General features: G+C 44.1%; 10 protein-coding genes. All 10 read left to right on the top strand.

Going from position 1 to position 14,069, the window contains the following annotated elements; all coding sequences use genetic code 11:
- Positions 1-2: 2 nt before the first annotated feature.
- Positions 3-1,526, top strand: coding sequence for an adenylyltransferase/cytidyltransferase family protein (locus D081_RS05280; protein WP_085023066.1), 1,524 nt, complete (start codon positions 3-5; stop codon positions 1,524-1,526).
- Between the two features lie 145 nt (positions 1,527-1,671).
- Positions 1,672-3,441, top strand: coding sequence for a flagellinolysin (locus tag D081_RS05275; protein WP_085023065.1), 1,770 nt, complete (start codon positions 1,672-1,674; stop codon positions 3,439-3,441).
- Positions 3,442-3,500: 59 nt separating this feature from the next.
- A complete protein-coding gene (locus D081_RS05270; RefSeq protein ID WP_158087558.1) occupies positions 3,501-6,461 on the top strand; it encodes a flagellin in 2,961 nt (986 codons plus the stop codon).
- Between the two features lie 120 nt (positions 6,462-6,581).
- Complete coding sequence (locus D081_RS05265) at positions 6,582-6,863, top strand: prevent-host-death protein (RefSeq protein ID WP_085023063.1); 282 nt, start codon at positions 6,582-6,584, stop codon at positions 6,861-6,863.
- On the top strand, positions 6,860-7,171 hold the full coding sequence (locus tag D081_RS05260; protein ID WP_085023062.1) for a type II toxin-antitoxin system RelE/ParE family toxin: 312 nt from the start codon (positions 6,860-6,862) through the stop codon (positions 7,169-7,171). The genes D081_RS05265 and D081_RS05260 overlap by 4 nt, the downstream gene beginning before the upstream one ends.
- A gap of 22 nt (positions 7,172-7,193) precedes the next feature.
- Positions 7,194-8,321 carry a UDP-galactopyranose mutase gene (gene glf, locus D081_RS05255; RefSeq protein WP_085023061.1) on the top strand — a complete coding sequence of 376 codons (1,128 nt, stop codon included), beginning with the start codon at positions 7,194-7,196 and terminating at the stop codon, positions 8,319-8,321.
- A 49-nt stretch (positions 8,322-8,370) separates the two neighbouring features.
- Positions 8,371-9,156, top strand: coding sequence for a DUF6557 family protein (locus D081_RS05250; protein ID WP_085023060.1), 786 nt, complete (start codon positions 8,371-8,373; stop codon positions 9,154-9,156).
- 50 nt (positions 9,157-9,206) lie between these two features.
- On the top strand, positions 9,207-10,604 hold the full coding sequence (locus tag D081_RS05245; RefSeq protein WP_085023059.1) for a helix-turn-helix domain-containing protein: 1,398 nt from the start codon (positions 9,207-9,209) through the stop codon (positions 10,602-10,604).
- A gap of 139 nt (positions 10,605-10,743) precedes the next feature.
- Positions 10,744-12,441 carry a phospho-sugar mutase gene (locus tag D081_RS05240; RefSeq protein ID WP_085023058.1) on the top strand — a complete coding sequence of 566 codons (1,698 nt, stop codon included), beginning with the start codon at positions 10,744-10,746 and terminating at the stop codon, positions 12,439-12,441.
- A 29-nt stretch (positions 12,442-12,470) separates the two neighbouring features.
- Positions 12,471-14,045: a hypothetical protein gene (locus tag D081_RS05235; protein ID WP_085023057.1), complete on the top strand. Its 1,575-nt coding sequence runs from the start codon at positions 12,471-12,473 to the stop codon at positions 14,043-14,045.
- The last annotated feature ends 24 nt before the right edge of the window (positions 14,046-14,069 follow it).

Here is a 14,069-nt window from a genome sequence, read left to right as displayed (position 1 = left end):
TTGTGAAAAAATATACAAAAGGCTATGTGCAGGGAACCTTTGATCTTTTCCATGTTGGTCACCTTAATCTGTTTAAGCGAGCCAAGGAACGATGTGATTATCTCATAGCAGGAGTGGTATCCGATGAGCTGAATGAGGTTTATAAAGGCAAAAAGCCATATGTACCTTATGAGGAGCGGGCTGATATTGTGGCGGCTTGCCGTTATGTGGATGAGGTTATTAAGGTTGATGTTGGTTCGGATGACAAACTAAAGATATGGGAACAGTATCGATATGATTGTCATTTCTGTGGAGATGACCATGGTAATTGGGAGCCTTTAATAACTGCCCTGCATGAGCGTGGTTCTGAGGTGGAGTTTTTTCCCTATACGGAGAGTACCAGTTCTACCCGCATTAGGGAGGAGTTGAAGAAGCGCATCCTTTATCACGAGGACGATGTGATGACCTTTGATGTATTTGATACCCTCGTTACCCGCAAGGTGGCAACGCCGAAGGGAATATTTGCTTTAATGCAGGAGACTTTGGCAGATGAGAAGCTTTTGCCGGGATTGCCTCTGCGGGTACGGCAGGGCTTTTTTGATATGCGTTGCTATTATGAAAGCAAGGCTCGGAAACTTGGGCAGAGCGATAGTCGTGAAGATATAACCTTTAAAGATATATACAAGTGTCTTGGCGAGGCAGAAGGATTGAGTGATGCTCAACTTCAGGGGTTAATGAAGCTGGAGTTGGATATTGAAACACAAAATCTCATAGGTGTGGATGAAAATATCAAACATGTGAAAGAGATGCTGGCAACTGGTCATAGGGTTATACTTATCTCTGACATGTATTTGGGTGAGAGGGAACTTCGTTCGTTGTTGGTTAAAGTAGATGAGGTGTTCCGCGAATTGCCTATTTATTCTTCGGCGGATATGCTCAAGGCTAAATGGAGTGGCAATAGCTATAAACAAGTTCAAGAGAAAGAAGCATTAGACATTTTCCACTGGGTGCATACAGGTGATAACAAGCTTTCGGATATTGAACGTGCCGGCGAATTGGGGATTAAGACAATTTTTTATAATGGGGCTGTGCTTACACGTAGAGAAAAAGAACTGCTGAGCAAGCATGAGGATGATGTGAATCTGCAACTGAAAGTGGGCGAATTGCGCATGCGACGTCTGGCAGGGGAAGATGTATCTATAGATGCAATGGACAAAAAGCTTGATGAGACGGAGTTACCTTTCGGGTTGGCTAACAGCTATCCCGTTGGTGTACTAGCTGATAAGATTGCTCTCTATGGAGCGGGGCATTTTGGTCGTGACCTCTATGCCAAGCTGCAAGCGAAGGGAAGAGAAGTGGTCTGCTGGGTGGATAGACAGGCTGAGGAAATGCAGAAACAAGGTCTTCCCGTTGTTCCTGTAGAAAACCTGCGGCAGGGTGGCTTTGATCAAGTCGTGATTGCCGTCAAGAGTTCGGAAAAAGTGCGTGAAATAAAGGATAATTTAGTGTTCATGGGAATTTCCCAGACAGCAATTTTCTGGACATGATTACTGTGGTTTGTAAGAAAGATAAAAAATATGCCAGATGGATTGTGGTAAATTATTGATTGGTTTAGACTTTAGTCCCGCATCTGTTTTACCGATAAACGAGATAAGAAGAGTTGTTTTTGTTTTAAAGGTATAGGTGATTATTATGGCAATGGTTATCAACAATAACATAGCGGCAATGACTATATTGGGCGAGACAAAGAAAAACAGTAAGGCTGTGGATAAAGGTGTAGAGAAACTCTCTTCCGGCATGAAAATCAATAGTGCCGGTGATGGTGCTTCCGAGTATAGCATTTCCGAAAAAATGAGAGCTCAGATAAGAAGCCTGGATCAGGACAACCAGAATGCTCAAAATGCCCAGAGTCTTTTGAAGGTGGCTGATGGCGTACTTTCAAATTCTGTGGCCATCATGCGTACAATGAAGGAAAAAGCTATTGATGCGGCCAATGATACTAATACGGACGCTGACCGAGCCATTATTCAAAAAGAGCTTAACCAGCATATTGACCAGCTGAATGATAATGCCCTGGTTACGTTTAACGGAAAATACATATTTGATGGGGCAGCTGATCATACATATAGCAAGGAACAGACTATTATGGCGGCTCTCAATACCGAGTGGATTGGGAACAGCCTTGATATGATTGCCCGTTCCACTGGCCTTGGTTTTGATAAGGGCAATACCAGTGTTAATGAGATGGATGTGGTTTTTAAAGAGGAAGGCGAAACTGGTACTTTGGCGTATGTAACCCATTCTTCTCTTGGCGGAGTTACTAATAAATTAACATTGACTGTCAATATGACCTACTATAATGATTTGGTGGATGGGGATGTAAATGGTGCTTCCACCCATTCAGGAGCTGGTTACCTTGACCGGACAATTGCCCATGAAATGACCCATGCCATAATGTCGGCCAGTATTGAGGGTTTTGGCGGCCTTTATCAGTGCATTACAGAAGGAGCTGCTGAGGTTATTCATGGTATTGATGATTTGCGGAGGGATACTATTACGTCCTTGGCGGGGAATATAGCGAACACTCTTAGCACTAGTCCGGGTACAGGGGATGAAAACCAATATGCAGCCGGCTATGTAATGTTCCGCTATATGGCAGCTCAAAGTGGCTTTACTGCCGAACAGGCTTTGACGCATTTTATGAGTTCATTGGCTGATGGTACGGGGGCAATGACTACTGCCCGTATAGATGCAGCGGTAAGTGCCGCTACAAAGGGTAAGTTTGCATCGTTTTCCGCCATGCAGACACAGATGGCAGCGGATGAAGGAACGGCTGGAGCCAACTTTTTGAAAGATTATTGTGATATAGACCTGTACAATGATGATACCGGGGCTATTACTGGTCATGATGCCGGAGTGAGCCGCAAGGATAAAACAAAGGATTCCGTTGTGCCGGAGGGTGGGTCTGTGAAATACTGGACCAATCCGGATAATGACCACACTTATATAAATGGCCTAAAAGTAAACTGGCCAATGGAATATATGCAGATAAAGGGTGGCCTGTTCTTCCAGACGGGGACCAAGGCAGCTCAGAATATCCATGCGGTATTTTCCAATGTGGATGCCCAAGCGCTTGGCCTTCAGGACAAGAATGGCAAAAATGTCAGTGTGCAGACTCAGACAGATGCCTCAAATGCTATTGCTCAGTTGGATAAATCCATTGAGCGGGCCCTGGATCAACTGACAAAGATAGGTGCTTTGCACAGTCGGTTGGACTATACAATAGCTAATATTACTACGGCAACGGAAAATGTTACTTCGGCTGAAAGTGTAATAAGGGATTCCGATATGGCTAAAGAAATGACAGACTACACCAAGAACAATGTTCTGCTGCAGGCGGCTCAGTCCATGTTGAGTCAGGCAAATCAGAGTTCGTCGGCGGTACTTAGCTTGTTACAATAGTATTTTAGTTAATGTTATTCATTCAGTTAGTGTTTTCATTGTTGGAGGAGGGTCTCCAAATGGGAATTGTCAATAACATTTCTTCCAATATGATTTTGGGAGAACTTAACAAAAATACCAAGAAAAAATCCAAGGCATCAGCTCAGCTTGCATTAGGTGAGAAAATTCGCAATGCCGGTGATGATGCTTCTGGATATGCTATTTCCGAAAAAATGCGGGTGCGTATTCGGGCTTTAGAACAGGACGAGGCCAACGTAAAGAATGGTGCTTCTATGTTACGCACGGCTGAGGGTGCCATTCAGAGCCAGATTAACCTTCTCCGTACCATTAAGGCGAAGGTAATTGATGCACACAATGATACCAATACAGATGTGGATAGGGCGATTATCCAGAAGGAAATCAGCCAGTATTATGATGAGATAAATGATATTGCGGCAGAGACCACATTTAATAAAAAGTTATTACTGTTAGGCGACACTGTCCAAGAAACAGTGAGCAGTTGGCGGATATTGGATAAAGCTGTTTTGGTAGAGGGCAGTGACAGTCTGAACTTGATACCGGATAATTTCGGCGACCTGGACGAACAGATAGGACCGTTTGATACATTTGGCAGTGATTCAGATTCGGTTAAATACGATGGGTATAATGTGAATAAAGTAAAAGTAAATTCGATACCTGGGTATGACACACAGGCTGCGAGTGATCCTGCAGATGATTCAAAGTCTTTTTTACACGGTGCTACAACTAGTCAAGCCAAACAAATTACTATTGATTTAAGTACAACACCGATTTCTGCATTGAATAATGCTTCATTTGCGGTTAAGTATCATCAGTATTTACCGGAAATGAATTTTGTCTTAACGGATGACACAAATGCAAAATATGTTGATAATAGTGTTGTAATTGATATTTCTGGAAAAACAAATAAAAATGAAATTGCTGCGGCAATAGCAAATACTGTTAAAGGTAAGTTGTCCAGTTATTATGATGTAAGCGTGGATTCTGTATCAAATGAGAAGGTAGTATTTACTGTCAAAGCTAGTGCTGCGGATTCAAATGACACTGATAAATATAATATATATGGATTAACAGGTATGCGTCAGGAGGCTATAACTACTGGTTTAGGAGATTTTCACCTTGAGAATGGGCAAAATGCGGAATATCGCGATGAATATGATCCTGCAACAGACAAACCTAAGTCAGTTATAGTTAAATATCCTACATATGCGACCATATCTAAAGATATTAGCGGTGTGGCAGATAATTCGGGAATAACGTTGAAGGCAGGCAAGGCAGGTGAAGCGGCCGAATTTACTGAACATGTTATCTTTGTTAGTGGAAATAATCCACCAGAAAAGGACCCTAGTACTGGCTGTGTGGTTGTAGGGAAAAATTGTACAGGTAGCTATAGTTTCGGAAATAGCAGTTATGGTGGTATGAGACTCGATTTTTCTGGTGGCACCATGAAACTGACATCATTGGTAAGTGGTGAAACAGGAAATTCATATAGTGTAACTGACGGAATAACTCAAGCAAAAACTACTACGGCACTGGGCGGAATTACAGAACAGGAAGGGATAGAGGGGGGATATGCTTATTGGAATTGGGATTTATCCGGGTATAATACCTCTGATATGGATAAAGCAGAAGCGTTTATAGATGCATTGGTTGGGAAAGGTTTTTCACGCGGTTACTATATTAGAAATAATGGATATCCATATTTGTATGAGTTAAGATATGAATTTATTGACAGTGGTAAGGCACCTGCCATAGAGAGCATATATAAGTTAAATGGCTATAATATTATTGACCTAGATACCCTACGAAAAGGTGTTGAAGGGGGGAAAACTGTATCAAAGGCATTTGCAGATTTGTTAACTCCACGGGTAGGCACCTATGGATATGTTGGTTCAGAATATAAATTTATAAAGCTAACGGAAGAAGTAAAAGATTCTTCTGATGCTACAATCGGCTTAAAATTCAGGTCATATACGGCTGGTAAAATAGATTATGATCCTAATAATACGTCTGAATCTGATGTATTGGGTTTGGATGCAGATAAAGAATACATTTCCTTCCGGGAAGGGGATTTACGGGACTATACAATTGATTTCGCAAGTTTTTTTGGCACTAATGGAGATATTGCTGCGACTCTTGATGGTAAAGGAGTGAGGTTCTATTGTGCTACTGATAAGTCGCAGTGGGTTAATCTTCAATTTGTCAATGGTATTAGTCCAGTAGCAGATGACAGACCGAAGAGTGGTACTGGTTCGCAGGATATTAAGACTTTTGTGGTGGATGTATCTGATGTGACGGATGTGCAGTCGTTGGTGAAGACAATTTACGAAGGTGATGGCAATAAAAATCCTCAGGGGTTGGCTGATTGGCTAATAAATGACTACAAGCATATGTTTGAATTGGCGGCCGATTATGATAAAGGAACCATTACAATATATGATAAACGGCGTTTTACTGTTCTTAATGATAGTAGTTTTCCGGATAAACAGTCTCACGGTGCTAAAATTGCTGATGGTGTATTGGATAATATTGTAGAGGATGTACGCCACATATATGTTAATGATTTGGTTATCCATCATACTGACCGCGCCAGTGCCAATATTCATGTCAGGATTCCACAGACTACCATGGACCATATATTTGGTTACAAAGTAGGGACATATTCTCTGGACGATTATAGTGTTATGACAAGTGAGAAAAGGGAGAAGCTATTGGGAACGGATGGGCCTCCTAAGGTTGAAGGAACATTGGACAAGGGGCTTCAATACCTTATCGATGCCAATACATTGATTGGTGCTCAGATAGTTCACATGGAACACGCAGAAGCGAATATTATTACAGATCAGGAAAGTACCATGTCCGCGGAGTCTGTTATTCGGGATGCAGATATGGCGAAGAGTTCCTTGGATTTGGCTACGGCTGAAATTTTAGCTCAGTCTGGCCAAGCTATGTTGAGTCAGTCTAACCAGAATAGTAGCAATGTACTTAATTTGCTACAATGAAACATAACCTCATCCGTCAGCTTTTAGCTGTTGGGTGAGGTTTTTCTATACCTAAACAAGTCAATGTAGTATAATTACATATAAATATAATACAAATATTGCTATATCGAGGTGAGCGGTATGAAAACCATAATAAAACCATCAGCGTCCATAAGACAGGATTATAATGGTATTGCAAAACTATGTCGGGAGTCAGCTTCACCGGTTTATTTAACCAAGAATGGCGAAGGTGACCTGGTTGTAATGGACATAGATAATTATAACCGTCGTGAGGCAGCTTTTTCGCTTAGGGAAGAACTATTGGGAATAGAAGAAGCAAGACGTGATGGCGTACCAGATTATTCCTGCGATGAAGTTGTGGAGATGATGCGACGGGCGGTAAAAGAGGCGGCTAAGAAATGAAATATACTGTAATTGTTTCACCAAATGCAAAAGAGCAGTTGGTGACAAAGGCCGCTGAGCTTACTATTGTGCAGGATGAGGCTTTGGGGCAAAAGTTCATTGATGCCTTTATTAGTGGCAAAGAGTCTTTGGAAAATATGCCTGAACGTGGGGCGCGTCGGTTGAAGTATCTGCCACCTATGTATAGACTGATTCCTTTTTGGCTCCATTTGTGGTTGGTTTATCGGGTGAATAAAAAGGAAAAGGTTGTATATATAGATTTAGTGCTGGACGACCGCAGTGATTATGGCAGCTTGTTTGATACTTAAAACCAAAAGAGAGGACCATTCTATGCAGTATAACTATTTAATAGTAGGCTCCGGCCTGTTCGGTGCGGTGTTTGCCCAGCAGGCCAGGGCAGCAGGGAAAAAGGTGCTGGTTATCGATCGGCGGGACCATATTGGGGGAAATGTGTACACGGAAAAGGTGGAGGGCATTAATGTCCACAAATATGGTGCCCATATTTTTCATACCAATAATAAAACCGTGTGGGATTATGTGAATAAATTCGCTGAATTTAACCGCTTCACCAACTCTCCGGTGGCAAACTACAAGGGAGAGCTGTATTCCCTGCCCTTTAATATGTACACCTTCAACAAGATGTGGGGAGTGGTGACTCCGGAGGAAGCGGCGGCCAAGATTGCGGAGCAGCGGCAGGAGATAAAGGGGGAGCCAAAGAATCTGGAGGAGCAGGCCATTTCTTTGGTGGGCCGGGATATTTTTGAAAAGCTCATTAAGGGTTACACGGAAAAGCAATGGGGACGTGACTGCAAGGATTTGCCAGCTTTCATCATAAAGCGGCTGCCGGTGCGCTACACCTACGACAACAATTATTTCAATGCCCTTTATCAGGGGATTCCTATGGGTGGTTATACCAAGCTGGTGGAGAATCTTCTGGAGGGCATCGAAGTTCGGCTTGGGGTGGACTTCCTTAAAAAACGGAGTGGGTACGAAAATATTGCCGAGAAAATCCTCTACACCGGCCCAATAGACGAGTTCTTTGATTATAAGCTGGGCACCTTGGAATACCGCTCGGTAAGATTTGAAAATGAGCTGCTGGATATGCCTAATTTCCAGGGCAATGCGGCAGTTAATTATACGGATCGGGAAACACCATGGACCAGGATTGTTGAGCACAAGTGGTTTGAATTTGGCAAGGATGAAAATGGCAATGATTTGCCGAAAACCGTGATTTCCCGGGAATTTTCCTCAGAATGGAAAAAGGGAGACGAGCCTTATTACCCTGTTAATGACGAGAAAAACAGTACTCTGTATGCCCAGTACAAGGCAGAGGCGGCAAAGCTCAATAACGTAATTTTCGGTGGCCGCCTGGGAACCTATTCCTACTATGACATGGATGTAACCATCGCCAAGGCCTTGGAAAATGCTGAAAGTGAGTTAAAAACTTATGATACGTAATCATTTTAAAAAAAGATAATTAAGAAATAGAGTGAATGGGGGGACTGGCGTGACAAAAGCTTTTATAACGGTACAAGAACTACTGAAGTTGGTTGATCTTGATGCGATAGTGCGGAAAACTATTGAGAGTGATAATGTTCTCAGTGTACATGATTATGGAAAAATATCTCGTTCTTGGAGTGATTTTCTCTCTCGAATGGCCAGCTACTCCTATGTGAAGTCAGATGATATAGCTGTTTTTTCAAGCGTATGGGATAATTGGGACGGTGAGGTTGATGAATATATTGACGTATGTTTGTATAAACGTGATGAACTGAGTAAATATTGCACGGCTATAGCAAAACGCAGTTTTCATTCATTTGATAATTTGAAGAATTTACCGACTGATGAAATAAAGCGGTATATACGTGAAATAAATGAAGGCCGCCCTGAAGGTTATGCATTTGAATTTAATCTTTGGAGTGAGATACTTGGTTATCAGGTGAGCGTAGGTAATTTACAACGCATTGGACTGCAAGATTGTATATTCGCAATGTTGGAGGAAATGACATTTAATGGAATGACCGAAGAATCTCAGAAAGAGCATAGACAGGAATTGGATGCGTCGATTAAAGAGATTGAAGAAATAGAAAAAATGCCTTTAGAGGAACAGAAAAAGTTTTTCCATGATTATGAAGACCTTCGTAAGGAACTGGGAGTGTCTGAAGATACTCGTAGTGAAGAGGAGAAAGAAGAGGAAGATAGAAGTTTTGCTTTATACCATGCTCTTACAGCTAATGCCGTTATTAGTGAATTACGGACTGTTGGGGAGGAAATTGGTAGTGTTTGTAAATAACGTATAACTCACGTATTATGAGGTTCGGAATAGATTAGGGGATTATTAATATGGAGATTGAACATCTTATTGGTGAATCAACTGAATACGACAAAAAGCAAAGTCTTGAGATTAAAAAGCCCAAAAGCTGGTTGAAGAGTGTCAGTGCTTTTGCCAATACTTTCGGAGGGAAACTGATTTGGGGATTGTCGGATGATGAACAGGTTATCGGTTTGGATGATGCCAAGGGTGATGCGGAGATTATTAGCGAAACAATAAAGAACCGCATGAATCCTATTCCTAAGTTTAAACTGTCCTTTGAAAAAGTTGAGGGTAAAGACCTTATCATGGTAGAGGTGATGGTTGGCGATGAAACACCATACTACTATTCTGGTGAAGGCCAGCTGATAGCCTATATACGTGTTGGCAATGAAAGCATTCCGGCTACGCCTGCTCAGCTTCGGGAACTTATAATTCGGGGAAGTGGTCAGAGTTATGACAGCCTCCCTTCGAAGTTCAGATTTGAAGATATGGCATTTACCAAACTCCGTTCCGTATATAAGCAGCGTACAGGTAAATCCTTTGAAGAAACGGATTATGAGTCCTTCGGGATAGTGGATGGGAATGGCAATCTTACCAATGCTGGGGCTCTTCTTGCGGATGAATCTCCTGTAAGGCATTCCCGTGTATTTTGCACCAGATGGAATGGACTTACTAAAGCATCAGGTTTGATGGATGCCATAGATGATGAAGAATACTCAGGTGGTCTAGTTTCGTTGTTTCAAGATGGTCTTAAATTTATAATGCGGAATAACAGAAAAGCATGGAGGAAATTACCTACAAGTAGAGTGGAATATCCGGAGTATCCTGAACGTGCGGTAACTGAGGGACTGGTTAATGCCTTGATTCATAGAAATTACCTGGAAATAGGCAGCGAAGTACACATAGATATGTTTGATGACCGTTTGGAGATTTATTCTCCGGGTGGTATGGTGGATGGCTCTACCCTCGAAGGAAAAGATTTAAGAACCATATCTTCAAAAAGACGCAATCCGGTATTGGCTGATATTTTCAGTAGGTTACTACTAATGGAGCGTCGTGGCAGCGGTTTCAAGAAGATTCTTGAGGATTATGATTTTCAGGAAAATTCGAGAGAAGAATTGATGCCTAAATTCATTGCTGATAATAGTGGTTTTGTTTTGATTTTATATAATTTGAATTATTATGATAGACATGAGGTTGTCCCTCAAGATGTCGCCCAAGATGTCGCCCAAGATGTCGCCCAAGGAAAATATGCTAAAGCAATTTTAAAAATGATTCGTGAAAATAATAAAATGACAAGAGCAAATATTGCGGAAAACCTTGGTGTTAGTAAGAAAACAATTGAGCGGGAAATAAAGAAGATACCACAACTATCTTATGTGGGGCGTGGTTATAGTGGTCATTGGGAAATAAAAGAGAAATCATAATATGATATGGATGTAACCATTGCCAAGGCCCTGGAAGCCGCCGAAACTGAGCTAAAAATTAGCCAATGATATTTTCAAAAAGGCTAAAGCATTGTATCATATAATGTAGCAAAAAATTTAAGTATAGGATAGGTTTTAAATGACAGAAGTGAGAGATTACAGAGAAGAATATAAGCGTTGGCTGGAGCAGGCCAATGAGGGATTGCAGGCAGAGCTGCGGGGCTATGATGAGGCGCAGATAGAGGACAGCTTTTACAGGAATTTGGCCTTTGGCACCGGGGGACTCCGTGGCGTTATCGGTGCCGGCACCAACCGCATGAATATTCATACTGTAGCCAAGGCCAGCCAAGGTTTGGCTGCATATTTGCGTCAGCAGTATGGTCAGGAGGCCAGCGTGGCCATTGGCTACGATTCCCGCCTGAAATCCGATGAATTTGCCAGGGTAGCGGCCAGTGTGTTTGCGGCCAATGGGGTAAAGGTATTTATCTGGAACCGTCTGCTGCCGGTGCCAACTGTATCCTATGCAGTGCGTTATTTGGGCACCAGTGCCGGTGTTATGATAACCGCTTCCCATAATCCGTCCCAGTACAACGGCTACAAGGTTTACGGGGCTGATGGCTGCCAGATTACCACTGAGGCGGCCAAGGAGATATTGGCATCCATTGAAGTGGTGGACATTTTTGATGGGGTTCAGACCACCTCCTTTGAAGCTGCCCTTGATGACAGAAAAATCAGCTATATTGAGGATAAGGTCTTTGACAGCTTTTTGCAGGCAGTAAAGGACCAGTCCGTGCTTTACGGGGAGGACATCGACAAGAATGTGTCCATTGTTTATTCTCCATTAAATGGCACCGGTCTGGAGCCTGTGACCCGGATTCTCAAGGAGGAGGGCTACACCAACATTACCTTGGTGGAGGAGCAGAGACAACCGGACGGCAATTTCCCAACCTGCCCTTATCCAAATCCGGAAATAAAGGAAGCACTGGCTTTGGGCATTGAGTATTGCCAAAAGATCGGGGCGGATTTGATGCTGGCCACGGACCCGGACTGTGACCGTGTTGGTATTGCAGTGAAAAATAATGACGGGGATTATCAGCTTCTCACCGGCAATGAGGTGGGGCTGCTGCTTTTGGATTATATCTGCAGCCAGCGGACAAAGCACGACACCATGCCAGAGAAGCCTCTCCTTATAAAGACCATTGTTACCATTGATATGGCCGACAGAATTGCGGCGGATTACGGCATGGAGACCATCAATGTCCTTACTGGCTTTAAATTTATTGGTGAGCAGATAGGAATTTTGGAGAGCAATGACGAAGAAGACAGATATGTATTTGGCTTTGAGGAAAGCTATGGCTATCTCACCGGGGGCTATGTTCGGGACAAGGACGGCGTAGACGGTGCCTACATAGTCTGCGAGATGTTCAGCTATTACAAGACCCATGGGGTATCCCTGCTGGACAAGCTCAATGAACTGTATGCCAAGTACGGATATTGCCTGAATACCCTTCACAGCTACAAGTTTGATGGTTCTGCGGGCATGGCCAAAATGCAGGCTATCATGACCCATGTGCGGGAAAATGTGGCTGCCGGGGATGCTTTTGCCGGCCGCAAGGTACTTCAGGTGGAGGATTACAGCCAGGGGCTTAACGGCCTGCCAAAGTCCAATGTGCTGAAAATAAAGCTGGAAAACAATATTTCCGTGGTGGTACGTCCTAGCGGCACGGAGCCAAAATTAAAGCTGTATCTCAGCGTCAGCGGGGACAGCAGACAGATAGCAGAAGAGGCAGAGAGGGAAATCGCGGCAGCTTGTGGGGATATGATAGCAGCCGTGTAGCCTAAAATAAGGTTTTATGGGTGATAGATATGGCGAATATGACCAAGGAATGCTGGAAGCTTTATATCAAGATTCACGATCTTTGGAAAATGGGGCTGTTCCACAGGGCAGACGATGCCATGGGGGCCTTGCTGGAAGCAGGTGGAGACCAGGTTTCCAAGGCACAGCTTTTGGGAGCGTATATCAAGCGCTCCCTGGAGGATGTGCTGGGGGAGCTGGCAATTTTGGAGTCTCTGGAAAAAAGCGGCTGTACCGACGAGCCTGAGCTCAAGGGCACCGTGTACAGCATGCTGGGGCAGGCCTACAACACCATCGGCCGGGCAGACAAGGCTGTGGAGAGCTTTCTGCAATCGGTGGAGCATGAAGAGGAGTGGCAGCAGAAGCTGGTGGAATACAGCAATGCTGTTTTTGCGGCGGCTTCCCTGCCGGATACGGACAAGGAGTTTTGGCAGACCCTTTATGAGGGCTATGATGCCCTGTTATCCGAGGGCAATGTGGAGCCGTATACACCAAAGCCCCGCAGTCATCATCGTATTCGCATTGGCTATCTGTCCAGTGATTTTCGTCAGCACCCGGTGAGCTCGTTGCTGTGGCCGCTGCTGGACAAGGCCAATAACAAGGAATTTCAGATTTTCTGTTATGCCGGCAATAAGGATGAGGACGCCGTTACCAAGTCCTTCCGTGAAAAGGCGGATGTGTACCGTCAGGTCTGTGGCTGGACTCACGACAAAATTGCCCGGCAGATTCATATTGATGAAATCGACATTCTGGTGGATCTTGGTGGCCATACAAGCAACAACATGCTGCCGGTGCTGGCCTACAGGCCGGCCCGTATTCAGCTGTCCGCCATTGGTTGGGTGGGCAGTACCGGCATGCAGGCAGTGGATTATGTTCTGGGAGATGAATACTGCAGTGGCTCGGAGCAGCAGGATGCTTATGTGGAAAAGCTCCTGCCGGTAAAGAACAGCCATTTCTGCTTCCATATCTTCAAGAAAATGCCGGCGGTTGCAGAAGCACCATGGCAACGCAATGGTTATATTACTTATGGCTGCTTTAATAATTTCGCCAAGGTTACGGATGATATGCTGAAATTATGGGGACAGATTTTAAGTAAGGTACCTCAGAGCAGGCTGCTTTTGAAGCACAAGCTCTTTGACCACGAAACTGGCCGGGAGTATACGCTGAAAAGGCTGGGAAAATGCGGAATTCCCGCAGACCGGGTGGAGCTTCGGGGCTTTAGCGAGGACTATCTCCAGCAATATGGGGATATGGACATTGCTTTGGACACCTTCCCATACACCGGGGGCATGACCACCTTCGAAGCCATGTATATGGGCGTTCCCGTGGTAAGCCTTTACGGGGACAGCCGGGGCCAGCGTTTTGGCTACAGTATGCTGATGAATATGGGCCTTGAGGATATGACCACCTCTGAGCCGGCGGAATATGTGGAAATAGCCGCGGCTTTGGGAAACAACCCGGATGTGGTGGCGGATTTGCGCCTCCAGCTGCGGGATATGGTGAAGGCCTCTCCTCTGATGGATGAGGCGGGATATGCAGCCCAGGTGGAGCAGCTTTATCACCAGTTAATGGATGGGAAAAGGTAGGAAAGATGGCGGACGGACAGACAC

This window comes from Anaerovibrio sp. JC8, from assembly GCF_002100115.1.
Lineage (GTDB): Bacteria > Bacillota > Negativicutes > Selenomonadales > Selenomonadaceae > Anaerovibrio.
The sequence above is the reverse complement of the archived record's forward strand: the minus strand, read 5'-3'. Positions and strand labels throughout refer to the sequence as shown.

Bases quoted from the DNA above. Each gene is read 5' to 3' on its own strand.
- D081_RS05240 (WP_085023058.1), top strand. From the start codon at position 10,744: ATGACAGAAGTGAGAGATTACAGAGAAGAATATAAGCGTTGGCTGGAG.
- D081_RS05265 (WP_085023063.1), top strand. From the start codon at position 6,582: ATGAAAACCATAATAAAACCATCAGCGTCCATAAGACAGGATTATAAT.
- D081_RS05245 (WP_085023059.1), top strand. From the start codon at position 9,207: ATGGAGATTGAACATCTTATTGGTGAATCAACTGAATACGACAAAAAG.
- D081_RS05235 (WP_085023057.1), top strand. From the start codon at position 12,471: ATGGCGAATATGACCAAGGAATGCTGGAAGCTTTATATCAAGATTCAC.
- glf (WP_085023061.1), top strand. From the start codon at position 7,194: ATGCAGTATAACTATTTAATAGTAGGCTCCGGCCTGTTCGGTGCGGTG.
- D081_RS05260 (WP_085023062.1), top strand. From the start codon at position 6,860: ATGAAATATACTGTAATTGTTTCACCAAATGCAAAAGAGCAGTTGGTG.
- D081_RS05275 (WP_085023065.1), top strand. From the start codon at position 1,672: ATGGCAATGGTTATCAACAATAACATAGCGGCAATGACTATATTGGGC.
- D081_RS05270 (WP_158087558.1), top strand. From the start codon at position 3,501: ATGGGAATTGTCAATAACATTTCTTCCAATATGATTTTGGGAGAACTT.